We start from the raw sequence: 25,425 nt of genomic DNA on the forward strand, positions 1-25,425 counted from the left end.
AAATGTAAGAGAAAAATATGACAATCAGTAAAGATAAAGTGGTTCAGTTTCATTATCGAATTAATGATCTTGAAGGTAACGAGTTAGAAACGAGTTTTGCTAGTGATCCTGCGGCATATTTGCATGGTCATAACAATATGATGGTTGGCATCGAAAAATCCCTAGAAGGTAAAAGCGTTGGAGATGAGTTCAGCGTTGAACTTCCAGCCCAAGAAACCTTTGGTGAAGTGATTAAAAATGCAGAACAGCGGGTTTCCGTTAAGCATTTGCAAGGGGCTAAAAAATGGAAACCGGGAATGACAGCTGTTTTGCAAACTGAAAACGGTGCTAGGGAAGTGACCATTGTTAAGATGGGTAAATTTATGGCTACTGTGGATATTAATCACCCGTTAGCTGGGCAAACCCTTAAATTCGATTTAAAAGTGGAAGATGTACGTGATGCCACTGATGAAGAATTGTCTCATGGACACGCTCACGGAGTTGGCGGCCACCATCACTAACAGAAGTTATTCATTTCAACGACCATCAAGTATATTTAGCGTGAATTAAAAATTTACGCTAAATATTTAACGATTTCGCGAATTTACGCTATCTTAATTAAGTCCTATCCTTTTTAACAACACATTACTTCACATGGATAGGTAATTAATGCATCGCAGTTAGAATGCACTTTGTTTTCATTACATAAGGACATCTAACATGATTCCAGTGGATGGCGATTTCATCTTGGCGGTTGCACCGCGATTCTCAGGTGACAAAGCAGAAGCACAAATGCGAATAGTTGGTCAGCTTTCAGCTATATTCGCGCCAACCTTAGCCAGTTATCAAATTAATACCAGACTGCGGATTGCTCATTTCATGGGACAAGTTACCCATGAGTGTGCAGGTTTTCGAACCACCGAAGAGTTCGCATCAGGTGCAGCCTATGAAGGCAGGAGTGATTTGGGGAATGATCAAATTGGTGACGGTAAACGCTACAAAGGTCGTGGTCTGTTGCAATTAACAGGCAGAGCCAATTATCGACAGTATGGTAAAAAACTCAACTTGCCCTTGGAGGATGATCCTCAAATTGCTGCTGATCCGGCCATTTCCCTTAAAATTGCCTGTGAATATTGGCGTTCCAGAAAAATTAATGCTGCCGCTGATCTCGACGACCTAATCAGGGTTACAAAGCTTGTAAATGGTGGCACTAACGGTCTAGATGATAGGCGTAAATACCTGCAAAAAGCCAAACGAGCTTTAGCTAGTATTGAAGGTATCCGGATAGCGCTGAATGATGGCGATAACGCAGTGGTTCTTCGTCGCGGATCCTTTGGTGATAAGGTGGGGGAATTACAAAAGATGCTAGCTGACAAAGGTTATGTGCTGTCAATTGATAATGACTTCGGTGCGGGCACGGAAGGAGCCGTTATCATGTTCCAAAAGGACAATGGTTTGAAAGAAGATGGTATTGTGGGCAAATCCACTTGGCAGAAACTAGGTGCTTAACATGTTAGCACCTAGTTAGGCGTATTTAGATTTGCGGTAGAGGCGGGGTTATCATTGGTTAAATTGATAAACCCGATTACGACCGTTTTCTTTAGATTCGTACAAAGCAGTATCTGCACCAGCAAATAGTTTTTCTAAACTGTATCCACAAGTCGAAGCATCAGCAACACCAAAACTAGCGGTGATTTTAAATTGATGGTCGGTTTCGTGGGTATCGATGCTGGCAATGGCAGCACGGCAGATTTCAGCAACTTTACAAGCTTCATCAACGTTACAACCTGGCAATACAATACCAAATTCCTCGCCACCCATGCGGCCAATAAGATCAATTGATCGGCATACTAATTTTGCTTCTTTTACTGATTTTTTAAGTGCCCAATCTCCGGTTTGATGACCGTAAGTATCATTCACTTTTTTAAAGTGATCCAAATCAAACAACACAAAGCTAACAGGCTGTTTCTGATTTTCAGCATCGTCAATTATTCTTTTCGCTCGATGATTGAAATGGTGACGATTACTGATCCCCGTTAGCTCATCAGTCTCTGCCAACTTTCGCAGTTTTATTTGGATTTTTCTGCTGCGATATAACCAAACAAATAGCAAAATAAGTAGAGAGACAGCCAAAGTAAGGGCAAGTCGATTATTACGTGATTGTTCGGCGGCTAATTCTGCTTGTGTGCGTAATAGTGCATTTTGTTTATCTAAAATAACGATTGTATTGTCTTGCTCCAACTTTTCGTATTTAGCTTGTTGAAACGCAAGACCTCGAGCTTTAGTGTCATCTATATAGGCTTTTTCAGCTTCATTAAATCGTTTTAAATATTCAACGGTTTGTTGGTAGTCGCCCTGAGCTTCGGCAGCTTTATATAACACCCCCAATGACCTTACTAAGCCTTTGGTTAAACCAAAATTTTGAATACTGTCATAGGCTTTTAAACCATATGTTTTAGCTAAATCAGGTTGATCTAAAAGTAAATAATTATTTGCCATCAAACTATAAAATACACCAATTAGTGGTGGATATTTACTCTCTACAGTCTGTTTCTCGGCGTCTTGCAATAATTTGAGGGATTCTTTGATGCGACTTTCGTTGGTTAATGATTCTGCCACCGTCATAATAATGATATTTGCGACTAAAAATTCATTGTTACTTTTACAAAAATCAATACTTTCTTGCGCATACTGATAATCAGTAAGCACTTTTGCCAGTTCAAATTCTGATTCAACTTTTATTTGCCGCGCAAAACATTGCGTTCGATTAGTTGTATTTCTTGCTAAAAGTTGGTTGGCTACTTTTAATCCCAATTCATATTGCTGGGCTTGATTATAAAAAATTGCAACAATGCCAAAGCTACTGTTTAAGGCCTCTTCATCCTGTACTTTTTCACGTTGGTCGAACAAACGGTTAATTGCCTTCGCCCCAAAGTAAAAATCACGTTTAACTGCGTAATTATTAACTAAAGAGCTTAGCGCTCGCAATTTTAACGTTTCCGAAGCATTACTACTTTCTATATTTTTATACAGCTCGATGGCTTCATCCACTTTTCCGTTGAAAGTAAGTTGATAACCTTTAAGCAAGTGATAGAAATGCTTTTGCTGGGTTTCAAATGGTTCATCAGTTTCTTCCAACTCTGCCATTAGCGCTTCAAAAGCATTAAAATCAGAACTTCTTATTTTATCTGCTTTATGCAACAGCGTCGTTACATCTGCAAGCGACGTAAGTGGAGTCGATAAGCTCAATAAAAAAACAACAGAAATTACAACAAAACGCATTTTCAACTCTCTTTTGGTGCGTCTTCCTGCTCTTCAGACTCCTCTTCTTTTTGCTCATCATCTTTTGCTGGCATCAACGCACACCAAAATTTTCCTTGTTTTTGACGCATTTCTTCTATGTCTTTTTTAGCTTTTAAGGCTAGAGGATGTTGTCCCTGTTCAGACAATTCTCTTTTAAAGTCGGGGTTAACAGCTAGTTGTTCTAATAATTGTAACGCTGACATATTGGCACCTTATTTTGATTAAAAAAATATCGGATGAATAAACAATTTAAACGGCCCGTATTATTAAACACTTGGCATACTTGTGGAAGGGACTATCTGCTATTTTTCAGGTTTTTATTGTACTTTCGAGAGGTTTTTCATTTTTCGATGCATTTCAGCGTCAATTTTTTTGGGTATAGACGGTGGAATCACTAAAGTAGAAAAATGTTCAACACTGATCTGGCTTAGTTGATTTAACGGAAACCATTCAATTCTTGGTGTTTCGGTAGGTAGAGTAGGTGACTCATAAATCGCTATTTTATGCGTCGGTGGATAATATTCAGTTAATAATTCTTGTAAAAGATGACGGTAGGCAGCGTCTGTTTCATATTTTGACATACTGAGATCACCTACAAAGCCTAGCTGCCATAGAATTAAATAAGCCGATTCATCCACTTTACGTTCATATAGCATAAATTGGCTGGCCTCTAGATGTACCGCCCCCCATCGACCTGGATCTATTGCCATATCTGCATACAAACAATCTTCAGCAGAAATACCTGGCTCCATGTGGCCGTGATACCCTTTTAATTTAGCGAGTTCGATTATTTTATGAGGAGCCCAAGCAAAAACACCTGGATGGCCATAAAAGGCAGCAACCACATTTTTGCCTAATTCAACTTCAGCCATAACAGTGTCGACCATTTCCTGATAGCTCTTTCGTCTATCTTTACCATCAGCGTAAAATATTTGCAGACTTTGACATTTAGGGTTCATTTTACGAATCCATGCTTCGGTTAAAGGATCGGTGACACTCATAAAAACCACATCAGCTTGTTGTATAAATTGCTGCGACAAAGGAGCAATATGCGACCCTAAAATCATTCCTAGACCCACACATACGATACTGCCTGCTTTTTCACTATGGCTATTTGATAACAAGATTTGTATCCTCATTAGATTTTAAAAAATCATCTTTGCTAATAGAACAACGCATTTTGTTGGCTTGGTTATTGTCAGCCTCTATTTTGAAATTAAGTTTATGTGCAATTTTTTGAATAGCGATATTGTCCGCATTATAATAGGCGTGGGCAGACATCAGAGCTAAGTGTCTAAAACCGTAAAATAACATCGCGGTAACCGATTCAGTTGCGATATTTTTACCATAAAACTCAGGACTTAATAGAATCCCGAATTCTGCATCATTGTGTTTTCTCTGGCTCTTATCGGCCATAAAACCTTGGATACCTATGGATTGTCCCGATACGATACATTCAATACGCCAAAATTCATTTGCACATTGTTGTTGCTTTTTTAATATGCCTAGAAATAGAGATTTGGCTTGCTGGCGGGTCAATTTGGGCATGATTTTACCCATGACAATGTCGTTGCAATAGAGCTCGCAGAACAGGTCTAGATCTTCATTTATGAGTGTTTTAAATCGAAATCTTTTCGATTGATACTGTGTTTTTAGAATTTCCATATCCATTTATTAGCAAAGCAGTTACATACATTGTTACAGAATTTGTATATGCACAAACATTCTATTTTACGTACAGTAATTAGTGGCAATTCCAATACCCCAAAATTCAAGCAGTAAACTGTGAAATGAGAAGGGGAACTGGAGCAAGGAGGCTAACATGGGATCTAAATTATAAATCCCAGCACAGTGTACCTAGCAAAAAGGTAATAGATGAAATCCAGAAAAATCAGTTAAACTTTTGGAATACTGATTTTTTTCTCTTCACTTTGACGATACATAATTAATGTGTGTCCAATTACCTGCAACTGAATCGCCGATGTTTCACGAATGATTGCATCCATAATAAGTTGTTTTTCTTCTCGATCATCAGAAGGTACTTTAACTTTAATGAGTTCATGGAAGCTTAAGGCATTTTCGATTTCAGCTAATACGCCTTCGGTAAGGCCATTATTACCCAATTGTACTATGGGTTTTAAAGGATGGGCCAAGCCTTTTAAATATTGTTTCTGTTTATTAGATAACTTCATTTAGATTATTTCTTACAATTTTATTGATAATTTACGGTTGAAAATAGCTATTCTAACGCCATCTTGCTTTTATACCTAATAAGAAACGACATGCATGGCAAAAAAGACGTATTCAGTAAGCAGTAAATTATGGATAAAAGAGCATTTTGATGATCTAAGTGTTCAAAAGCAACAAAATCAAGGAGACTGTTTCGAAGATGTTTTTAAGTTAGAGCAAATCCAACAGAAGTTTAATTTCATCAAATTAGGCATGAGAGTTGTCGACCTAGGTGCCGCGCCTGGAGGATGGTCACAATATGTTGCAAGTTTAGTTGGTGATTCAGGTAAAGTGTTTAGCTGTGATATTTTGGATATGAAACCAATTGAAAAAGTTGATTTCATCCAAGGTGATTTTCGTGACGAAGCGGTACTTAATACACTTTTGAACAAAATAGGCGGTAAACCCGTAGATATAGTGTTATCTGATTTAACAACTAACGGGAATGGCTCTGCTACGGCGGCGCAAGCAAGTAATACCTATTTATCGGAACTTGCATTTGATTTATGTAGGCAAATATTAAAACCAAACGGTGTTTTTATAGTCAAAGCATATAAAGGTGAAGGTTTCGATGAGTTTTATAGTGAGTTGAAAGACGCATTTAGCGTAGTGAATACCAGTGAACTGATTTACGCACAAGCAAAATCAAACGAGGTTTATCTGGTAGCGGCAGGATATAAACTGTAGTACTCTTGAAGTACTGCTAACCGGGCAAAGACTTGATTGATTGTTAAGTAATCGAATTAAGCGTGAGCCTACAGACAGAATTTTACTTTTAGAGGTTAAAAGCGTTGAGCGATATGGCAAAAAATTTAATCCTATGGTTGGTCATCGCCGTTGTGTTGATGTCCGTGTTTAATAGTTTTACGCCAGGCGAAACAGGCAAGGCGAAAATTGATTACACTACGTTTGTACGTAATGTAGATCAAAAAACTGTGCGACAAGCAACCATAGACAGACAAACAGGCGAGATCACTGGTACTACAACCAGCGGAGACGCGTTTTCAACTTATATTCCATACACAGACCCTGATTTAATGAACGATTTGATTAGCAATGGTGTTGTAGTTGAAGGCAAGCCGCCTGAAACGCCTTCATTCCTATCTCAGATTTTTATTTCTTGGTTCCCAATGTTATTGCTAATAGGTGTGTGGATATTCTTCATGCGTCAGATGCAAGGCGGCGGTGGTCGTGGAGCAATGTCTTTTGGCAAAAGCAAAGCGCGCTTGTTAGGTGAAGACCAAATCAAAACAACTTTCGCTGATGTAGCTGGTTGTGATGAAGCAAAAGAGGATGTATCTGAGTTAGTCGATTTCTTAAGAGATCCTACTAAATTCCAGAAATTGGGCGGTAAAATACCTAAAGGTGTGTTGATGGTTGGCCCTCCTGGAACCGGTAAGACACTACTAGCTAAGGCCATTGCAGGTGAAGCTAAAGTACCGTTCTTTACTATTTCAGGTTCAGATTTTGTTGAAATGTTTGTTGGTGTTGGTGCTTCTCGGGTACGTGACATGTTTGAACAGGCTAAAAAATCAGCGCCGTGCATAATCTTTATTGATGAGATAGATGCTGTTGGTCGCCAACGTGGTGCCGGCTTAGGCGGTGGTCACGATGAACGTGAACAAACATTGAACCAAATGTTGGTTGAAATGGATGGATTTGAAGGTCACGAAGGAATTATCGTCATCGCGGCAACTAACCGCCCAGATGTACTTGACCCTGCGTTATTGCGCCCAGGTCGTTTTGACCGTCAAGTAGTGGTTGGATTACCAGACATTCGCGGACGTGAACAGATTCTTAAAGTACATATGCGTAAAGTTCCTATTGGTGACAATGTTGAAGCCTCACTTATTGCAAGAGGCACACCTGGTTTCTCAGGGGCTGATTTAGCTAACCTCGTTAATGAAGCTGCATTGTTTGCGGCACGTTCTGATAAACGTGTTGTGTCCATGGAAGAGTTCGATAAGGCCAAAGATAAAATCATGATGGGCGCTGAGCGTAAATCTATGGTGATGTCTGAAGAAGAAAAAACCAATACTGCTTATCATGAGGCTGGTCATGCGATTGTTGGTCGCATGGTTCCAGAACACGATCCGGTTTATAAGGTCTCTATCATCCCCCGTGGTCGGGCTTTAGGTGTGACAATGTATTTACCTGAACAAGATAAATACAGTCACAGTAAGCAGCATTTAGAAAGTATGATTTCTAGTTTATTTGGTGGTCGTATTGCCGAAGCACTGACCCTTGGAGAAGAAGGTGTCACTACTGGTGCTTCAAATGATATAGAGCGAGCCACTGATATTGCCCGTAAGATGGTGACCCAGTGGGGACTATCTAACAAGATGGGACCAATGCTTTATTCTGAAGAAGAAGGCGAAGTGTTCCTTGGACGTAGCATGTCTAAAGCTAAGCATATGTCCGATGATACAGCTCGTGCGATTGACGCTGAAATCAAATCAATCATCGATCGTAATTATGAACGTGCAGAGAATATCTTGAACGAAAATATGGATATTTTGCATGCTATGAAAGATGCTTTGATGAAATATGAAACCATCGATGCTAAGCAAATTGATGACTTAATGGCTCGTCGTCCTGTAAGACCACCTGCTGATTGGGATAGTCGTGACCCAGGTTCCGATGACAAACCCACTGGTGGTGCTACAGTTAGCGTGGATGAGGATAAAAGTACTCCTCCTCCAACCGTTGGTAAGCCAGGCGATATAACTAGTTAAATCGTTACTTATTAAAATTAGGTCGACTCAGACAAGTGCTGACTCGACCTTTTTTGTATTTACTATCCCATTTTTGTAGTGTGTAAATTACGTTATGCAGTTTAAAGATAAACACATTGATTTAACTATTCCTCGAGTGATGGGGATTTTGAACGTTACTCCAGATTCATTTTCCGATGGCGGTAAATATGTGGGTCTTGACAATGCGCTAACTCAAGCAGAAATAATGATCTCAGCAGGCGCTGATTTTATAGATGTTGGAGGAGAATCGACTCGACCCGGTGCTCAAGATGTCGGTGTTCAACAAGAACTTGATCGAACCATTCCAGTGATTGAGGCTATCCATGCTAATTTTGATGTCGTAGTTTCGATTGACACCAGTAAACCTCAAGTTATGAAGCATGCCGTTGATGCTGGGGCAGGGCTGATCAACGATATCCGCGCATTATCCGAAGAAGGGGCAATAAAAGCCGCCGCTAAAACGGGTGCCGCAATCTGTTTAATGCATATGCAAGGCCAACCTAAAAATATGCAACAGGCACCAACTTATGATGATGTGGTTAACGACGTTATAGCATTTTTACAATCAAAAATTGAACAGTGCTTGCGAGCAGGAATCCCCAAATCGTTATTAATGATTGATCCTGGATTTGGTTTTGGTAAAACATTACCGCATAATTATCAAATACTTGATAGACTTGAAGAAATGAAAGAATTGGATTTACCAATGTTGATTGGCGTTTCACGTAAGTCGATGATTGGAAATCTATTAGATAGAGAAGTTGACGAAAGATTAGCTGGCAGTATAGCAGCTGCGACAATAGCGTTAACTAAAGGTGCATCGATTTTGCGAGTGCACGATGTCAAACAAACAGTTGATGCTGTAAAAGTAGTATTAGCGTTGAGTGCGTATAAGGATTAATGTAATGGGCTCAAGAAAATATTTTGGTACAGATGGTATTCGCGGCAAAGTTGGCGAAAGTGTGATCAATCCTGAGTTTGTAATGAAGCTAGGTTGGGCGGCTGGAAAGGTGCTAGCAGGCCAAGGTACAAACAAAGTACTGATCGGTAAAGATACACGGATATCTGGATATATGCTTGAGTCTTGTTTGGAAGCTGGTTTATCCGCTGCGGGCATTAATATTGGGCTACTCGGTCCGATGCCAACTCCAGCTATAGCCTACTTAACCAAAACTTTTCGTTCTGAAGCGGGAATTGTAATCAGTGCTTCTCACAACCCATTTTACGATAACGGAATAAAATTTTTTTCCGCTAATGGTTATAAATTAGATGACGAAATAGAACTAGCTATTGAAAAGGAAATGGAAAAACCTATGGTATGCGTTGCCTCTGATAAATTAGGTAAGGCTTATCGGATCGAAGATGCTGCAGGTCGATACATCGAGTTTTGTAAAGGTAACTTCCCCTCTGATCTGAATCTCAAAAGTTTAAAAATAGTGGTCGATTGCGCCCATGGTGCGACCTACCATATAGCTCCGAATGTACTGGAGGAGCTAGGCGCTGAAGTTATTGAAATTGGTACTACTCCCGATGGTTTAAACATCAATAAAGGGGTGGGAGCAACCTCAATGAAAGCGATTCAGGAAAGCGTGTTAGAACACAACGCAGATTTAGGTTTTGCCTTAGATGGTGATGGTGACCGCATTATGATGGTGGATCACAAAGGTAACATTATTGACGGCGACCAACTCATTTATATCATTGCCCGAGATTCATTAAAATCGGGACGTTTGAATGGAGGAGTGGTTGGCACGTTAATGAGTAATTTAGGGTTAGAGATTGCCTTAAACAAACTAGGTGTAGCTTTTGTAAGAAGTAATGTCGGTGATCGCTACGTAATGGAATTGTTGCAAGAACGTGGTTGGGCAATTGGTGGTGAGAACTCAGGGCATGTACTCAATTTAAATGTTACTTCTACAGGTGACGGAATATTAGCCGGTTTGCAAGTTATTACTGCAATGTTGCGTTCTCAAATGAGTCTCCATGAATTATGCTCAGGTATGGATATGTACCCTCAAACATTGGTGAATGTTAGATTTGAGGAAGGCGAGAATCCGTTAGAAAACGCTAAAGTTAAAGAAGCTGTAATCGAAGCTGAAACAAATTTGGGTAAAACCGGCCGAGTGTTGTTAAGAAAAAGTGGTACTGAACCACTTATTCGCGTAATGGTAGAGGCCGAAAAACAAGAAGATTCGACTAATTGGGCTGAATTTATTGCAGATGCAGTGCGTAAATTAACCAAATAGCTATTTAGCATCATAAATTAACGCTAGCCTACTTGTATATTTTACTAGGGTTAGTTAATATCTCGCCCGCTTTTTCGCTGGGCTAAGGAAGATTAAAGTGCAGAACAAACGTCGCCCTATGGTTGCAGGCAACTGGAAAATGAATGGCAGTATCGAACTTGCCAAGCAGATGATGGACACTCTTAATGGTGCCAGTTTGCAGGAAGTCGATGTTTTGGTTTGTCCTCCGTTTCCGTTTCTAAGCGCTTTTGAACACTTTGACGGAACAATTGGTGGACAGAATCTAAGCGAATTTAATTCTGGCGCGCACACTGGTGAAGTGTCAGGTTCAATGCTTAAATCGCTAAATTGTGACTTTGTGCTGGTCGGTCATTCTGAACGAAGAACTGATAATGGTGAAAGTGATGCCCTAGTTGCGAAAAAAGTGAGTGTGGCTTTAGAACATGGTTTAACTCCAGTATTGTGTGTAGGTGAACCAGAAGCTGTGCGTGAAAGTGGTGAGTTTTTTAATCATATTCAAGGGCAGATAGATGCTGTAATTGATGTGATTGGAATTGCTAACTTTGACAATATTGTTGTTGCTTATGAACCGGTTTGGGCGATAGGCACTGGTAAAACTGCAAGCCCTTTACAAGCTCAAGAAGTGCACGCATTTATTCGTGAGTATTTGAGTAAGCTAGACACTAGTGTTGCCGGTGGTTTGCGTATTTTGTATGGTGGCAGTGTTAAAGCGGCCAATGCCAATGAATTGTTTTCACAACCCGATGTTGATGGCGGGTTGATAGGTGGGGCCAGTTTGGAACCACAGGAATTTTTAAATATTTGCTTAGCGGCAAAAGGTTAGAGACATAACATGACGTATTTTTACGAAATTTTGATAGTTGTTTACTTAGTAGTTGCTTTGATGTTGATAGGTATGGTCCTAATACAACAAGGTAAAGGTGCAGATATGGGCGCATCTTTTGGTGGCGGTGGTTCAAATACCGTCTTTGGCTCTACTGGCTCTGGTAATTTTATGACTAGAACTACAGCGATTCTAGCCACTTTGTTTTTCGTGATTAGTCTGATTTTAGGAAATCAAACTGCTGATAAAAGCCAATCTGTTGATGAATTTGAGAACCTAGGGGTAATTGAACAGCCAGTAGATTCTGATATTCCAAATCAAGAAAATAATAAAGAATCAAACGAGATCCCTAACTAAGTATTTGATTAAATAAAACATCGCGGATGTGGTGGAATTGGTAGACACGCAGCCTTGAGGGGGCTGTGGCTTAGGCCGTGGGAGTTCGAGTCTCCCCATCCGCACCAATACAAGGTTCACCTAGAACCAATAAAGACCCGAAAGGCTAATAAATATAAGCCTCTCGGGTTTTTTTATGGCCAAAGAGAATTAGTAAAGTGTTGTAAAAACCAGCATTTTTGATAACACTGTAGGTAACACTAGAATAAATTAATAGAGTTGGTGTTACCAAAATGGCTAAAACAATCAATCCACTCACTAATACAGAAGTGAAACAAGCTAAGCCAAAAGACAAGGATTACACCTTGTTAGACGGCAAAGGCTTACAACATAGAGTTAGACCAACAGGTACTATTAGTTCGAGTCTCTCCATCCGCACCAAATATAAAAATGGCCACAGTAATTGCTGTGGCCTTTTTTTGTGCTTAAACTTAACATTTTAGCTTGGATTAAAAAGCGCTATTTTAGTTTAACCAAAATAACGCTGTAAGGATCTAAGAGTATTTGCAGGTTTCTATACTTTATCTAGAGCTTGGCTAACATCGGCAATGATGTCATCGATGTGCTCAATACCCACCGAAATTCTGACTAAATCAGTGCTAACGCCCGCAGCAGCCAGTTCTTCTTCGTTTAGCTGGCGATGGGTCGTTGATGCTGGGTGGCAAGCCAATGATTTTGCATCTCCAATATTCACTAGGCGTAGGATCATGTTTAATGCATCGATAAATTTGGTGCCTGCTTCAAGGCCGCCAGTGATGCCAAAACTCAAGACGCCAGATGCTTTGCCTGAAGTGATATTTTTACAGTTCTCATGGTAAGGACTATCAGGTAGGGCTGCATAGTTCACCCATTCGACTTTATCGTGTTTGAGTAAATAAGCCGCTAACTTTTCTGCATTTTCACAATGGCGATCCATCCGTAAACCAAGGGTTTCTAATCCTTGTAGTATTTGAAATGAATTTAAAGGAGATATTGCTGCACCGGTATTTCTAAGTGGACCCACACGGCAACGACCTATGTATGCTGCCGGACCTAGGGCTTCGGTATACACCACACCGTGATAAGATGGATCAGGTTCATTTAGGATTGCAAAACGCTGTTTGTTTTTAACCCAATCAAATTTACCGGAATCAACGATAACTCCGCCTACTGACGTTCCGTGTCCACCAATGTATTTGGTGAGTGAATGCACAACAATATGAGCGCCTAATTCAAAGGGTCTGCATAAATAGGGGGTGGCAACTGTATTATCAACAATTAATGGTACACCATGCTTGTCGGCAATCTCTGCCAAGCGTTTAATATCAACCACGTTACCTGCTGGGTTGCCGATGGATTCACAAAAAATCGCTTTAGTTTTATCATCAATGGATTTTTCAAAGTTATCAAAATCATCATATGAAACCATGCGAGTTTCGATACCTTGACGAGGCAAAGCGTGGGCAAATAGATTATAAGTACCGCCATACAATTGACTTGTGCTTACAATGTTGTCGCCGGCTTCACAGATGCATTGAATCGCGTAGGTAATGGCTGCCATACCTGAAGATACACAGACCGCAGCAATACCACCTTCCATTGCTGCGACGCGCTTCTCAAGGACGTCAGTTGTTGGATTCATTATTCGTGTGTAGATATTTCCTGCAACTTTAAGGTCAAATAAATCTGCGCCATGTTGTGTATCATCAAACGTATAAGAGGTGGTCTGATATATTGGAACCGCAGCGGCTTTAGTGGTTTCTTCTGATTTATACCCTTCATGTAATGCTATTGACTCTAATTTCATTATTTTTCTCTGTAAGGTTGAGGTGATCTACTTATTTAAGTATTTGGAAAACTTATGATAGTTAAGGAAGTATTACCAGTAAAATCGATTTAGTTATTAATCATTCAAAACCGTTAGAAGGTAATTAATAACCCTGCCAATTGAAATCTGCAGTGATTGACAGATGATTAATTAAAAGGATTTTCCGATAAATATTCTAAAAACGTTATCTCTGGCGGCACTGGAAACGCCGGCTAAATAACTAACTGAATATGAAATGCCTTCTACCTTGCCAGAAATCGAGGGACCAATTTGGTGGCTATATTGATTTGTACTACCAAAATCACCAATTTTACCTAGCTGATTGAAGGAACTGAGCCCTAATGAGAGGTTTTTGTCGGTTTTAAAGGTTATGCCAGTGCGCGATTCTAAATAGGTTCCAGTGGCAGGGTTGTCACCACCTATATCCCAACTAAACGAAAGTACTTGGGTCAGAGCCCATTTAGGAGCAAATGACCACCTATTCGTCCATTTGAACGATAAGCCTTCACTTCGATGGGCTTTGCGAGTTTTTATATCAAATCGAACGGCACTGTCCCATATTCCATCCTCTTTGTGCTGAAATTGCCATAACAAATCAGCTGAAATAGAGTCAAGTTCATAGCTTCCTGTAGTATCTCGTACCTGACCAACTAAGCGTAATCGCACAGAATCACTAATCGATTTTTGAACGTTCATTCTTGCTACCATTTGTTCTCTTTCACCATCTTCACTTGGTGTGTAAGCAGCACGAAATTGGAAGGATTGATCGTTGGGTTTTACTATTGGACCAGTCACACCGCTGGTGTTATTCGCATTTGCATTAAAACTAATACAAAGTACAAACAGAATTTTAAATGATAACTTTGTTCGCTTGATTGATGACATTATTACATTTTTGTTACGTTTTTATGACTAACTGAGAGTGTAATCTAAATAACTATTAGTGCAAAAACTAATTTGCGGTTTCGACCTAGATTTACTTACTACTTTAGACCAAGGTTTAAAATATATCACTCAACTATTGCTTAGTGATCCTCTGCTTATTGTTATTTGAACGAAGTTAATCAGTAAAAATGCCGAAAAACGTAAATTAACCTAGATTAAATATAAATTTCACTGTCGATTTGCCCTTCATATAGCTATACTATGCGCCGCATTTGAAAGCGATATAAGAAAATATTAAAAAGGATAAATAGTGACTCCTATTACTAAAACATTTCAGTATGGACAACATACTGTAACGCTAGAAACGGGTGTAATTGCTCGTCAAGCAACCGCTGCGGTTATGGCCAGCATGGACGATACTTCTGTATTAGTCAGTGTTGTTGGTAAAAAAGATGCCAAAGCTGGGCAAGACTTCTTCCCATTAACGGTTAACTACCAAGAAAAAGCATACGCTGCTGGTAAAATACCAGGTGGCTTTTTTAAACGTGAAGGTCGTCCCTCTGAAAGTGAGACACTTATTGCACGTTTGATCGACCGTCCAATCCGTCCTCTATTTCCAGACGGCTTCATGAACGAAGTTCAAATTATCATTACCGTTGTTTCTGCTAATCCAGAAATTCCTACCGATATCATCTCTCTAATTGGTACTTCTGCGGCTCTTGCGATTTCAGGCATTCCATTTAACGGACCTGTTGGCGCTGCACGTGTTGGTTACAAAGAAGGTGAGTACATTCTAAATACCCTAACTTCAGAACTTGAAACAAGCGAATTAGATTTGGTTGTAGCTGGTACTGAAAGTGCAGTACTTATGGTTGAATCAGAAGCTAGTATTCTTTCTGAAGAAGTGATGCTTGGTGCTGTAATGTACGGACACGAGCAAAGCCAAGCTGTAGTGAATGCTGTACGTGAATTTGCTGCAGAAGTTGCGACGCCTAAGTGGGAATGGTCAGCTGTTGAAGAAAACACTGAACTTAAGAGCAAAATCAAAGAATTAGCTGAAGCTGGCATGACAGAAGCGTATCAGATTTCAGACAAAATGGTGCGTAAAGACGCTGTTGTTGCTGTCACTGAAAAAGCGGTAGCCGCTATTTTAGAAGCTGATCCTGAGCAAGACCCGAAAGAAGTGTCGGAAATGCTGCACGATCTTGAAAGTGATGTTGTACGTTCTCGTATACTAGCTGGTGAGCCGCGTATTGATGGTCGCGAACCAGATATGATCAGAGCGTTACATGTCAATACTGGCATTCTTCCTAGAACTCATGGTTCTGCTCTTTTCACACGTGGTGAAACTCAAGCATTAGTTGCTGCTACCCTTGGTACAGAACGTGATGCACAGATGATTGATGAACTAGGTGGCATGGCTAGCAGTCGCTTCATGTTGCATTATAACTTCCCTCCATACTGTGTAGGCGAGACTGGTTTTGTTGGTTCTCCTAAGCGTCGTGAAATTGGTCATGGTCGTTTGGCAAAACGTGGTATTCAAGCGGTTATGCCGTCTGAAGCAGAGTTTCCATATGTAGTTCGTGTTGTGTCAGAAATTACAGAATCAAACGGTTCTTCTTCTATGGCTTCAGTATGTGGTACATCTTTGGCACTTATGGATGCGGGTGTTCCGATTAAAGCTTCTGTAGCAGGTATTGCTATGGGCTTAGTGAAAAGTGACGAAAACTTCGTTGTTTTATCTGACATTCTAGGGGATGAAGATCACCTAGGTGATATGGACTTTAAAGTTGCTGGTACTACTGATGGTATTACTGCACTTCAAATGGACATTAAAATCGAAGGTATTACCCAAGAAATCATGCAAAAAGCCCTTAAGCAAGCTAAAGAAGCTCGCTTACATATCTTGGGTGTTATGGATGAAGCGCTTGGTGGTCACCGCGATGAAATGTCTGAATTCGCCCCGCGTATCTATACTCTTAAAATCGACCAGGATAAAATCCGCGATGTTATTGGTAAAGGCGGCGCAATGATCCGTGCGATCACTGAAGAGTCAGATACTAATATTGAAATTGAAGACGACGGTACTATTAAGATATTTGCTACTGAATTAGCTAAAGCAGAAATTGCGATTGCTAAAATTGAGCAAGTAACTGCTGAAGTAGAAGCGGGCAAAACTTACCACGGTAAAGTGACTCGTATTGTTGATTTCGGTGCATTCGTTGAAGTGTTACCAGGTAAAGAAGGTCTTGTACATATTTCACAAATCGCTCACGAGCGTGTGAATAAAGTTTCTGATTATCTTTCTGAAGGCCAAATGGTCGATGTGAAAGTAATGGAAATTGACCGTCAGAACCGTGTGCGCTTAAGCATCAAAGAGCTGTTAGAAAAACCAGCTGCTGAAGCACCATCTGAAGACTAATCTTCAAATTTATATGACATAAAAAAGGAGCGCTAAGCTCCTTTTTTGATTTTTACTAAATTGATTATCAATCGCAGGATTTATAATGGATAAACAAACAGAAATTGAAATACAAGCGGCTACTTTTAGACGTTTGTTGAAACATTTAGATGATAATAAAGATGTACAAAACATCGATCTGATGATTTTGGCGGACTTTTGCCGTAATTGTTTGGGCAAATGGTACAAGGCTGCAGCACAAGAAAAAGGGATAGAGATCGATTACGAACAAGCCCGTGAAAAAATATACGGTATTCCTTACGCACAGTGGAAGGAAAAATACCAAGCCAAAGCAACGCCAGAACAATTAGCGGCTTTTGATGCCAGACAAGCACAAAAAGGCGGCTGTAACTAAGTTACTGATGACGGTAACTTAGTTAATTGCGAATATGCTTATTAGCAACTAAAGTTATTTAAATTATCTAGTCAACCGTTCTAATCTATACATAGACATAACAAGTAACGACAGTTCGGAGTAAGCATGTTCCCCGAGAATAACGTATTAGAACAGCTTTATAGCAGCGCCAGAATTGCTCAATTAGACAAACCCCACGTATTTCCCCAAGATGTATTGGAACACCTTGCCGACCCCTTTTTTGTTGATACTGATTTTATGAGCAAGCAAGTTGTGGGGCATTCATATTTAGGTCAACCCATACAAATGGTTACTGTTGGCAAAGGCAACATAGCGATTTTATTTTGGTCACAAATGCACGGTGATGAGCCAACGGCAACCGCGGCTTTGTTGGATTTAATTCAGTTTTTCCAGCAAAACAAAATACGTCCTTGGTTGAACGAGATTCTAGACAAAGTTACCTTGCATATAGTGCCAATGTTGAATCCAGATGGTGCACAGCAGCAAACTAGAGAAAATGCACAAGGCATCGACATAAACCGAGATGCTGCAGCGTTACAAACCCCCGAAGGTAAAGTATTAAAATCATTGTTCGACAATATTAAGCCACTTTTTGCTTTCAACCTCCACGATCAGTCGAAATATTATCGTATTGAGGACACTTTGAAGCCGGTAGAAATGGCGTTTCTCGCGCCCGCAGGCGACGCTCAGGAAAGTATCCCTGAACATAGGTGTAATGCCATGAAATTAATCGCTGCGATGCTTTCAGATATGTCTGATGAATTATTTGCAAAGGTTGCAAAGTATCAAGATAGTTATTCACAGCGGGCTTTTGGTGATCTCGCTTGCAGCCAAGGAATTGCTTGTGTGTTAATCGAATCTGGGGCAACTTTTAACGATTCAAATAGACAAAATGCTAGACGCTTAAATTTTTTATGTTTATTGCATAGTATTCATCATATTGCCGAGCAGTCATACAACAAAGTGCTAGAGTTCGATTACAATTCTTTACCATTTAATATTGAAAACGGGTTGAGCGATCTAATCATACGGGGCTTGAACGTCGATACCGTAAATGCCAGTTTCAGTGTCGATGTGGCGATTAAACAGCAGCACCAAAAGCTAGCACTTATTAGTGAATTAGGTGACTTACAACAATTAGGTGCTTATGAAGTATTAAATGCCCATAACTTTAGCTATGCACCTGGCAATACTTTTGAAGTAAACCAACCTATTGATTTAAACAAAGATAAATATATATCGTTGTTACGTAATGGATTTTGTCGGTTCAGTGGTGATATATCTTTAATTAATCAATTAACTGACTGGCCGATTATTAAAGTACCTGGGGAGTCGGAACCTGCTGGGTTTTGGCGTAAAAACATGCCTCCAACTTGGTTAATGTTATTTAATGACCAAGTCAAAGCTGCGTTATTAGAAGGGAAATTGATCGTTTTGGAGTAGATGTCGGAATTCATCTTATCAATACATAATTAAGCAAATCCTATAGAAACGTCTTGATTACCGTTCATTACCGTTAAAATTTCTTAAGCTAAATGTCGTATTTACAAGGCATTTTTTAGAAAATGCGATAAGCTATTTGTTCGCCCAAAAAGGTTAGGGATAAAAATGAAAAAAGTTATAGTCACTTTTATGTTGATTGGTGGGTTAATCTCTCCAACAATTAATGCGAAAACCGAGATAGAGGTGCTCAAGTCTCAGGATATATTTGATATTGAGTATGCGGCAGACTTAAGCATAAGCCAAGATGGCAAAACAGTATATTTTGTCCGTCATTTTATGGATATTCAAAGCGACAGGAAGCTTGGCAATATTTGGTCTGTAGATACTAAAACTGGCGTTATGCTTCCGGTCACTACTGGCGAACAGTTAGATTTCAACCCGGTTTTATCGGCCGATGGCAGTAAACTCGCGTATATCTCGACTCAAACTGGTAAACCTCAGATTTATGTGACTTGGTTAGAAAGCGGTAAAACAGCAAAACTGACTAATTTGGTTTCTTCTCCTAGCGGTTTGAGTTGGTCTCCTGACGGAAAATACATCGCCTTTAGTATGTTCGTAAATGGCAAACCTAAATCACCGGTTAGCCTTTCTGGTAAACCACCTGGGGCAAAATGGGCAGAGCAGGCCATTTATATTGATGATGTTTATTACCGATTTGATGGTGGGGGCTACAGCGTTCCGGGGACAACCGAATTATTTATCTTATCCGCCGACGGTGGTACGCCCAGACAGTTAACCAATGATGAGTTTGATAATGGTGGTGACTTAAGCTGGAGTAAAGATAGTCAATTCATATATTTTTCCGCCAATCGCTCAGAGAATCGCGAATTTGAGCCACTAAATAGTGAAATTTATGCTTTATCAATTACCGATAGTTCGATAAAGCAGGTGACTGATCGTGATGGTCCTGACACTAGTCCTAAGGTGTCACCGAATGGGAAATACATTGCATATATTGGTTTTGATGACCAACGTAAAAATTATGACAATGCTAAAGTGTATGTTAAACAACTTTCAGATGGTGAAACTATTTTCCAATCAGAAGGACTGGATCGCAGTATAGACGCTATCGCCTGGGATCAGAAAAGTCGAAATCTGTATATCCAATATGATGACAAAGGCAAAACAATTTTAGCCATGCAATCCCTAAAATCTGCAGATAAACGTAGCATTTTGTCTGATAAATTAGGAGGCCAATCGTATGGCCGACCTTACACAGGTGCAGAGTTTGCAGTTAGTGAAAATGGCAAAGTAGCGATTTCATACTCCAATCCTTTGCGGCCTGCTGATGTAGGCATTGTAGATAATAAACAAACCAAACAATTAACCCACCTCAATGATGATGCGTTAGGCCATAAAACCTTGGCCCAGATTGAAGAGATTTGGTTTAAATCGAGTGCAGATGATCAAGATATTCAAGGTTGGATAGCTTATCCTCCTGGTTTCGATAAGAGCAAAAAATACCCATTAATCTTGGAGATCCATGGTGGTCCTGTGACTGCTTATGGACCGCATTTTTCAATGGAAATACAATTGTTTGCCGCGGCAGGAAACGTTGTTTTGTATCTCAATCCTCGTGGTAGTTCTAGTTACGGAAAAGAATTTGCTCATAGCATAGATAAAAATTATCCGAGTCAAGATTACGATGATTTGATGTCTGGAGTTGATAGCCTGATTGAAAAAGGCTTTATCGATACTGAGCAGCTATTTATTACCGGTGGTTCTGGTGGTGGCACTCTGACAGCATGGTCAATTGGACACACTCAACGTTTTGCTGCCGCGGTAGTAGCTAAGCCCGTGATTAATTGGTACAGCTTTGTGTTAACTGCTGATTTCTATCCATTCTTTTATCAATATTGGTTTAGTGGAAAACCTTGGGATAATCTAAACGAATACATGAAATATTCACCTATCAGTTATGTTGGCAATGTGACTACACCAACTATGTTATTAACTGGCGAGTCGGATCATAGAACCCCCATATCTGAATCAGAGCAGTTTTATCAGGCACTAAAAATTCAAGGTGTGGAAAGTGCGATGGTTCGAATTCCAAATGCCTCCCATAGTATTTACCGTAAACCGAGTAATTTGATGGCTAAGGTAGAATACATTTTGTGGTGGTTTGAGCAACATAAACCGAAAAAAGAGGGCGATAGTTAATTTTTATGGTGCTACTAATAATATACGTAGTTGTTGCACTGGGATTTTCCTTTTTATGCTCGGTAGCTGAAGCGGTGATTTTAAGTATCTCTTCAGCATACATATCTGTATCCATGAATAAAGGCGAAAAATCAGGGAAGATTTTACATGATTTAACCGCCGATATTAATAAACCGCTAGCGGCGATATTAACTCTCAATACCATTGCCCATACTATGGGGGCCGCTGGAGCCGGAGCCCAAGCCGCAGTGGTTTTTGGCGATGCGTACCTAGGTGCGGCGTCGGCAATATTAACCTTGTTGATATTAGTGTTCTCAGAAATCATTCCTAAGACTTTAGGAGCGACTTATTGGCGTCAACTTGCGCCAATTACAGCTTATTTTCTGAAATATCTGGTTTGGATTTTGTACCCCTTTGTAAAAATGGCGAATGCGTTAACCAGTCGCTTCACCGAAGAAAGTCCTTTGAAAGGACTGAGTCGTGGAGAACTCCACGCAATGACCGAATTATCTAAACACGAAGGACTATTGGATCACCAAGAAGCCAATATACTGCAGAGTTTACTGAGTTTAGATGACTTAAAAGTCCGGGATGCGATGACCCACAGGACTGTGGTATTTAAAGTGTCTGAAAATATGACTGTTGAAACCTTCTATCATAAACATGCAACTGAAGTGTATTCGAGAATTCCTGTGTATGAAGACGAAGAGCCTGAAAAAATCAGTGGCTTCGTGCTCAAATCAGATTTGATATTAGCGCAAGCGCGGGGCAATGGGTCTAAATTGCTTTCAGAATATCGCAAAGACATGGTTGCTCTGCTGAGTAGCACAAATCTTGCGGAAACCTTCCCACATTTCCTGCAATCACGTTCGCACATACTATTAGTGGTTGATGAGTATGGTGGTATGGATGGTATTTTGACCTTAGAAGATTTGCTTGAGAGTCTTTTAGGTTTCGAAATTGTCGATGAGAAAGATAAGCACGTTAGTATGAAAAAAGTTGCAAGGCTCATGTGGAAACGGCGTGAACGGGAATTGTTTAACCAACAGCAAGAACAAAAATAAAGTAGAGAATATGTCACAGTTGTTAATCTGTAAAAATGTCAGTAAGACCTATCAAGAAAATGACTCTTCAGTGCAAGTCTTAGATAAGGTTAATTTTCAGGTGGGTAAAGCAGAGCAAGTAGCCATACTTGGCAGCTCAGGGTCGGGGAAGAGCACCTTATTGCATATTTTGGGTGCTTTGGATACGCCATCTTCAGGTAACGTTTTGTTTAAAGGGCAAGACATCTTTAAATTTAATGAAAAACAGCAAGCTGATTTTCGCAATAAATGCTTAGGCTTTGTATATCAATTTCACCATTTACTCCCCGAATTTACAGCACTAGAAAATGTGGCTATGCCGCTACTAATTGGTAAAACCAAGAGTGACCTAGCTAAGCACAAGGCAGAAGATATTCTAAAACGGGTAGGGTTAGGCCACAGACTAGACCATAAACCGTCACAAATGTCTGGCGGAGAACGACAGCGTTCTGCCATTGCGCGGGCGCTTGTAACTCAGCCAGATCTCGTTTTAGCGGATGAGCCTACAGGTAATTTGGATCACAAAACAGGGCAAAGTATCTATCATTTACTAAACGAATTGCGCGAGCAAATAGCGACCAGCTTTATAGTGGTAACCCATGATACCGAGTTGGCCTCTAAATTAGATAGGACCCTCAATATTACTGATGGAAAACTCGTAGAGCAGGGCGCTGCTGTATGAGTTTAGTGGCACAATTAGCTTGGCGATTCCGTTCAGGTAAACGCCAAAATGGTTTTATTTCATTCATTTCCGCATCATCTACCTTGGGTATCGCTTTAGGGTGTATGGTGCTGATATTGTTGCTATCGGTGATGAATGGCTTTGAACGAGAGCTGAAAAATCAACTTTTAAGCTATATCCCTCACGGTGAGATATATGCATATGAAGGCACTGGTCTGGAAAAATGGCAAGAACAACTCAACCGCTTGTCTTCCGATCCAAGAATAACCTCGATTGAACCTTATATTAAGGCCTCAGGCTTATTGCAAAAAGGCAATAAAATGAAAGCGGTGCCTGAGTTGGTAGGGATTGATTTGCATTACGCGCAAAACAACAGACTAGTACAGCAAGTGGGCAAAAATCATTGGGCAAATTTTAAAGCCGACCCTAACAGTGTGTTATTAGGGCGCTCAATTATGCAACAACTTGCAGTGAATGTGGGTGACAAAGTGCAATTGGTGCTACCGCAAATTTCCGATGACTTGTCGTTTTCAGCTCCGAAAACAGTGTGGTTGAATGTGGCTGGAGAAATTGCCATTGGTGGCGAGTTAGACTCCCAAATAGGTTTTATGCACATAAAGTTAGCGGCAGATACTCTCGGCACTGTTACTGGGGCGCAAGGATTACGTTTTCGTTTCGATGATCCTTTCATCGCCAATAGTGCCATACGGGAGTTTGGTTTTTCATTCACACAGCACGTGTTTATGTCTGATTGGATGCGAACTCAAGGACATTTGTATCAAGATATTCAATTGGTTAGAGCGGTCGTCTATGTGGCGCTCACTTTAGTCATTGGTGTCGCATGCTTTAATATTATTTCAACCTTGGTTATGGCTGTTAGTGAAAAGCGAGCGGAGATAGCTATGCTCAAAACGATGGGCGCAAGGGATAAATTAATTATTCAAGTTTTTGTATTGCAAGGTGCGGTAAACGGTATCATTGGAACTTTGGTTGGGGTGATATGTGGCGTGTTATTGGCAGAATACTTAACCCCGATAGCGATTTTTATTGAAAACGTCAGTGGCGTTAAATTTCTTTCAGGGGATGTTTATTTTATCGATTTTTTACCTTCACAGTTGCGCTGGAGTGAAGTCTTTTTTACCGCGTTAATCGCTATTTGTTTGAGTTTGTTGGCAACTATTTATCCGGCCTTCAAAGCAACCAAAATAAATCCTGCAGAGGCACTAGGGCAACACTAAGCAGTTATTCAAGTAGAATACATTGCTGCTTAGTGTTTTTTCATCTGGAATATTAATCCTTCGACTCTGGTGCGGTGGATTTAAAATCATGGAGGTCCACATTTTCAAAATCTACACCTGCATCCATATCGTAATACATAGCTTCGTCTAGTTCATTTTCGCTCTTCGCGACAACACAAGAAACCATACAATCTCCAGTGATGTTGACTGCCGTTCTCGTCATGTCCAACAAGCGGTCTACACCGAGTATCAAGGCTACGCCTTCAACAGGTAAGCCAACTTGTACTAGCACCATAGATAACATTAATGTGCCAACACCAGGCACGCCAGCTGTGCCAACGGAGGCTAGCGTAGCGGTTAATACCACCATTAACATATCAGCAGTTGAAAGGTCGATACCATAAACCTGTGCAATGAATACGGTTGCTACCCCTTGCATGATTGCGGTCCCATCCATGTTGATAGTTGAACCTAACGGAACTACAAAAGATGCAACTGATTTACTCACCCCTAATTTTTTAGTTGCTGTTTCCATGGTAACGGGCAAAGTTGCGCTGCTGCTTGCAGTACTGAAAGCAAATAATATGGCTTCACGCATTTTTAAGAATAAGAACTTGGGATTCAGTCCGGTCAACAGTTTAAGAATAATTGAATAGTTAACCAGACTATGAAATATCAATACTGCAAATACCAATACAAAGTAGATGGCCAAAGAAGCAATTCGTCCTTCATCGATGGTTGTGAATAGTTTTGCCAAAAGCGCAAACACACCATAGGGGGCTAAGTTCATCAATATGGTAACTAGCTTCATAATTACAGCATTTAAATCTTCAAATAATGCTGCTACTCGTTTACCAGCATCGCCTACCATGGCCATGGCTAAGCCAAATAAAACCGCAAAGGTTATGACTTGCAACATTTTACCTTCAGTAAATGCTTGAAAAGGATTCGATGGGAAGATATCGATAATCACCATAGCCAAAGAGGGCGGCTCTTTTGCTGCGAATACCGCATCAGTAGGAATAGGCACACCTGCACCGGGTTGAACAATGAGCGCTGCAACCATCGCGATGGTAATAGCAACCGCTGTGGTGCCGATGTACAGCAAAATAGATTTACCGCCCAGACGTCCTAACTTGCTTGGTTCAGATAAGTTAGAAACCCCACAGACTAAAGATACAAAGACTAAGGGGACGATTAGCATTTTTAAACTGTTAATAAAAATCTGGCCAACTACATTAAATATACCATTGACTAAAACGTCATACGTAGAAACTGTTAACCCGAATACACTAAATGCTAAATCTCCGCTATCATCAAATGACCATTTTAAAATAACACCGGTAATTATCCCGGCAATCATGCCGATAAAGATTTTAGCGGTGAGACCAAGTTTTTTTGGAGATTGCTGCATTTTTTGTCCTAAAGTTATTATTGATTTTTGGATAGCGTAGCAAGTTTAGGTCTTCAGCAAAACT

The 25,425-nt window shown here is 40.2% G+C and carries 24 protein-coding genes and 1 tRNA gene; 17 read left to right on the forward strand and 8 right to left on the reverse strand.

The window, feature by feature from the left end; genetic code table 11:
- Positions 1-17: 17 nt before the first annotated feature.
- Positions 18-500: a peptidylprolyl isomerase gene (locus tag VUI23_RS10000; protein ID WP_303499840.1), complete on the forward strand. Its 483-nt coding sequence runs from the start codon at positions 18-20 to the stop codon at positions 498-500.
- Between the two features lie 199 nt (positions 501-699).
- Positions 700-1,488, forward strand: a complete 789-nt coding sequence (locus VUI23_RS10005; RefSeq protein ID WP_216046488.1) for a peptidoglycan-binding protein — start codon at positions 700-702, stop codon at positions 1,486-1,488.
- 51 nt (positions 1,489-1,539) lie between these two features.
- On the opposite strand, the gene VUI23_RS10010 is transcribed toward VUI23_RS10005, so the two are convergent.
- The 5 genes from VUI23_RS10010 to yhbY form a co-directional block, all read right to left on the reverse strand.
- Entirely contained in the window at positions 1,540-3,261 is a 1,722-nt protein-coding gene (locus VUI23_RS10010; protein WP_342808106.1) for a GGDEF domain-containing protein, read from the reverse strand.
- Positions 3,262-3,263: 2 nt separating this feature from the next.
- Positions 3,264-3,485 carry a hypothetical protein gene (locus VUI23_RS10015; protein ID WP_216046490.1) on the reverse strand — a complete coding sequence of 74 codons (222 nt, stop codon included), beginning with the start codon at positions 3,483-3,485 and terminating at the stop codon, positions 3,264-3,266.
- A 114-nt stretch (positions 3,486-3,599) separates the two neighbouring features.
- Complete coding sequence (locus VUI23_RS10020) at positions 3,600-4,406, reverse strand: SAM-dependent methyltransferase (RefSeq protein WP_342808108.1); 807 nt, start codon at positions 4,404-4,406, stop codon at positions 3,600-3,602.
- Entirely contained in the window at positions 4,393-4,953 is a 561-nt protein-coding gene (locus tag VUI23_RS10025) for a GNAT family N-acetyltransferase (RefSeq protein WP_342808110.1), read from the reverse strand. The genes VUI23_RS10020 and VUI23_RS10025 overlap by 14 nt, the downstream gene beginning before the upstream one ends.
- 224 nt (positions 4,954-5,177) lie before the next feature.
- Complete coding sequence (yhbY, locus tag VUI23_RS10030; protein WP_216046493.1) at positions 5,178-5,474, reverse strand: ribosome assembly RNA-binding protein YhbY; 297 nt, start codon at positions 5,472-5,474, stop codon at positions 5,178-5,180.
- Between the two features lie 94 nt (positions 5,475-5,568).
- Here yhbY and VUI23_RS10035 point away from each other — a divergent pair, with 94 nt between their 5' ends.
- The 8 genes from VUI23_RS10035 (at position 5,569) to VUI23_RS10070 (ending at position 12,196) form a co-directional block, all read left to right on the forward strand.
- Positions 5,569-6,198: an SAM-dependent methyltransferase gene (locus tag VUI23_RS10035; protein WP_342808112.1), complete on the forward strand. Its 630-nt coding sequence runs from the start codon at positions 5,569-5,571 to the stop codon at positions 6,196-6,198.
- A 104-nt stretch (positions 6,199-6,302) separates the two neighbouring features.
- Positions 6,303-8,246 (forward strand): ATP-dependent zinc metalloprotease FtsH, encoded by a 1,944-nt coding sequence (gene ftsH / locus VUI23_RS10040; RefSeq protein WP_342808114.1) that lies wholly within the window; start codon positions 6,303-6,305, stop codon positions 8,244-8,246.
- Positions 8,247-8,340: 94 nt separating this feature from the next.
- Complete coding sequence (folP, locus tag VUI23_RS10045; RefSeq protein ID WP_342808116.1) at positions 8,341-9,168, forward strand: dihydropteroate synthase; 828 nt, start codon at positions 8,341-8,343, stop codon at positions 9,166-9,168.
- A gap of 4 nt (positions 9,169-9,172) precedes the next feature.
- Entirely contained in the window at positions 9,173-10,513 is a 1,341-nt protein-coding gene (gene glmM, locus VUI23_RS10050) for a phosphoglucosamine mutase (protein ID WP_216046497.1), read from the forward strand.
- A 118-nt stretch (positions 10,514-10,631) separates the two neighbouring features.
- Positions 10,632-11,357 (forward strand): triose-phosphate isomerase, encoded by a 726-nt coding sequence (tpiA, locus tag VUI23_RS10055; protein ID WP_216046751.1) that lies wholly within the window; start codon positions 10,632-10,634, stop codon positions 11,355-11,357.
- 9 nt (positions 11,358-11,366) lie between these two features.
- Positions 11,367-11,714, forward strand: coding sequence for a preprotein translocase subunit SecG (secG, locus tag VUI23_RS10060; RefSeq protein WP_216046498.1), 348 nt, complete (start codon positions 11,367-11,369; stop codon positions 11,712-11,714).
- A gap of 22 nt (positions 11,715-11,736) precedes the next feature.
- A tRNA-Leu gene (locus VUI23_RS10065) sits at positions 11,737-11,821 on the forward strand.
- 165 nt (positions 11,822-11,986) lie between these two features.
- Positions 11,987-12,196, forward strand: coding sequence for a hypothetical protein (locus VUI23_RS10070; protein ID WP_342808118.1), 210 nt, complete (start codon positions 11,987-11,989; stop codon positions 12,194-12,196).
- A 71-nt stretch (positions 12,197-12,267) separates the two neighbouring features.
- On the opposite strand, the gene VUI23_RS10075 is transcribed toward VUI23_RS10070, so the two are convergent.
- Both VUI23_RS10075 and VUI23_RS10080 read right to left on the reverse strand, forming a co-directional pair.
- On the reverse strand, positions 12,268-13,539 hold the full coding sequence (locus VUI23_RS10075; RefSeq protein WP_303499850.1) for an aminotransferase class I/II-fold pyridoxal phosphate-dependent enzyme: 1,272 nt from the start codon (positions 13,537-13,539) through the stop codon (positions 12,268-12,270).
- Positions 13,540-13,710: 171 nt separating this feature from the next.
- On the reverse strand, positions 13,711-14,445 hold the full coding sequence (locus VUI23_RS10080) for a hypothetical protein (RefSeq protein WP_342808119.1): 735 nt from the start codon (positions 14,443-14,445) through the stop codon (positions 13,711-13,713).
- 310 nt (positions 14,446-14,755) lie between these two features.
- Here VUI23_RS10080 and pnp point away from each other — a divergent pair, with 310 nt between their 5' ends.
- The 7 genes from pnp (at position 14,756) to VUI23_RS10115 (ending at position 23,947) form a co-directional block, all read left to right on the forward strand.
- Positions 14,756-16,867 carry a polyribonucleotide nucleotidyltransferase gene (pnp, locus tag VUI23_RS10085; protein ID WP_216046501.1) on the forward strand — a complete coding sequence of 704 codons (2,112 nt, stop codon included), beginning with the start codon at positions 14,756-14,758 and terminating at the stop codon, positions 16,865-16,867.
- 85 nt (positions 16,868-16,952) lie between these two features.
- Positions 16,953-17,261, forward strand: a complete 309-nt coding sequence (locus VUI23_RS10090; protein ID WP_216046502.1) for a DUF1244 domain-containing protein — start codon at positions 16,953-16,955, stop codon at positions 17,259-17,261.
- A 126-nt stretch (positions 17,262-17,387) separates the two neighbouring features.
- Positions 17,388-18,725, forward strand: coding sequence for a M14 family zinc carboxypeptidase (locus VUI23_RS10095; RefSeq protein WP_342808121.1), 1,338 nt, complete (start codon positions 17,388-17,390; stop codon positions 18,723-18,725).
- 189 nt (positions 18,726-18,914) lie between these two features.
- Positions 18,915-20,945, forward strand: a complete 2,031-nt coding sequence (locus VUI23_RS10100) for a S9 family peptidase (RefSeq protein WP_303499997.1) — start codon at positions 18,915-18,917, stop codon at positions 20,943-20,945.
- A 5-nt stretch (positions 20,946-20,950) separates the two neighbouring features.
- Complete coding sequence (locus VUI23_RS10105) at positions 20,951-22,009, forward strand: CNNM domain-containing protein (protein ID WP_216046505.1); 1,059 nt, start codon at positions 20,951-20,953, stop codon at positions 22,007-22,009.
- Positions 22,010-22,019: 10 nt separating this feature from the next.
- Entirely contained in the window at positions 22,020-22,709 is a 690-nt protein-coding gene (gene lolD, locus VUI23_RS10110; protein ID WP_342808122.1) for a lipoprotein-releasing ABC transporter ATP-binding protein LolD, read from the forward strand.
- A complete protein-coding gene (locus VUI23_RS10115) occupies positions 22,706-23,947 on the forward strand; it encodes a lipoprotein-releasing ABC transporter permease subunit (RefSeq protein ID WP_303499854.1) in 1,242 nt (413 codons plus the stop codon). Before lolD ends, VUI23_RS10115 begins: the two co-directional genes overlap by 4 nt.
- A 52-nt stretch (positions 23,948-23,999) precedes the next feature.
- On the opposite strand, the gene VUI23_RS10120 is transcribed toward VUI23_RS10115, so the two are convergent.
- Positions 24,000-25,361 carry a dicarboxylate/amino acid:cation symporter gene (locus VUI23_RS10120; protein ID WP_216046508.1) on the reverse strand — a complete coding sequence of 454 codons (1,362 nt, stop codon included), beginning with the start codon at positions 25,359-25,361 and terminating at the stop codon, positions 24,000-24,002.
- Positions 25,362-25,425: the final 64 nt, after the last annotated feature.

The sequence above is a fragment of the Alteromonas sp. M12 genome, assembly GCF_037478005.1.
Classification (GTDB): domain Bacteria; phylum Pseudomonadota; class Gammaproteobacteria; order Enterobacterales; family Alteromonadaceae; genus Aliiglaciecola; species Aliiglaciecola lipolytica_A.

Bases quoted from the DNA above. Each gene is read 5' to 3' on its own strand.
- VUI23_RS10000 (WP_303499840.1), top strand. From the start codon at position 18: ATGACAATCAGTAAAGATAAAGTGGTTCAGTTTCATTATCGAATTAAT.
- VUI23_RS10005 (WP_216046488.1), top strand. From the start codon at position 700: ATGATTCCAGTGGATGGCGATTTCATCTTGGCGGTTGCACCGCGATTC.
- VUI23_RS10010 (WP_342808106.1), bottom strand. From the start codon at position 3,261: ATGCGTTTTGTTGTAATTTCTGTTGTTTTTTTATTGAGCTTATCGACT.
- VUI23_RS10015 (WP_216046490.1), bottom strand. From the start codon at position 3,485: ATGTCAGCGTTACAATTATTAGAACAACTAGCTGTTAACCCCGACTTT.
- VUI23_RS10025 (WP_342808110.1), bottom strand. From the start codon at position 4,953: ATGGATATGGAAATTCTAAAAACACAGTATCAATCGAAAAGATTTCGA.
- yhbY (WP_216046493.1), bottom strand. From the start codon at position 5,474: ATGAAGTTATCTAATAAACAGAAACAATATTTAAAAGGCTTGGCCCAT.
- VUI23_RS10035 (WP_342808112.1), top strand. From the start codon at position 5,569: ATGGCAAAAAAGACGTATTCAGTAAGCAGTAAATTATGGATAAAAGAG.
- folP (WP_342808116.1), top strand. From the start codon at position 8,341: ATGCAGTTTAAAGATAAACACATTGATTTAACTATTCCTCGAGTGATG.
- glmM (WP_216046497.1), top strand. From the start codon at position 9,173: ATGGGCTCAAGAAAATATTTTGGTACAGATGGTATTCGCGGCAAAGTT.
- tpiA (WP_216046751.1), top strand. From the start codon at position 10,632: ATGGTTGCAGGCAACTGGAAAATGAATGGCAGTATCGAACTTGCCAAG.
- secG (WP_216046498.1), top strand. From the start codon at position 11,367: ATGACGTATTTTTACGAAATTTTGATAGTTGTTTACTTAGTAGTTGCT.
- VUI23_RS10070 (WP_342808118.1), top strand. From the start codon at position 11,987: ATGGCTAAAACAATCAATCCACTCACTAATACAGAAGTGAAACAAGCT.
- VUI23_RS10075 (WP_303499850.1), bottom strand. From the start codon at position 13,539: ATGAAATTAGAGTCAATAGCATTACATGAAGGGTATAAATCAGAAGAA.
- VUI23_RS10080 (WP_342808119.1), bottom strand. From the start codon at position 14,445: ATGTCATCAATCAAGCGAACAAAGTTATCATTTAAAATTCTGTTTGTA.
- VUI23_RS10090 (WP_216046502.1), top strand. From the start codon at position 16,953: ATGGATAAACAAACAGAAATTGAAATACAAGCGGCTACTTTTAGACGT.
- VUI23_RS10095 (WP_342808121.1), top strand. From the start codon at position 17,388: ATGTTCCCCGAGAATAACGTATTAGAACAGCTTTATAGCAGCGCCAGA.
- VUI23_RS10100 (WP_303499997.1), top strand. From the start codon at position 18,915: ATGTTGATTGGTGGGTTAATCTCTCCAACAATTAATGCGAAAACCGAG.
- VUI23_RS10105 (WP_216046505.1), top strand. From the start codon at position 20,951: ATGGTGCTACTAATAATATACGTAGTTGTTGCACTGGGATTTTCCTTT.
- lolD (WP_342808122.1), top strand. From the start codon at position 22,020: ATGTCACAGTTGTTAATCTGTAAAAATGTCAGTAAGACCTATCAAGAA.
- VUI23_RS10115 (WP_303499854.1), top strand. From the start codon at position 22,706: ATGAGTTTAGTGGCACAATTAGCTTGGCGATTCCGTTCAGGTAAACGC.
- VUI23_RS10120 (WP_216046508.1), bottom strand. From the start codon at position 25,361: ATGCAGCAATCTCCAAAAAAACTTGGTCTCACCGCTAAAATCTTTATC.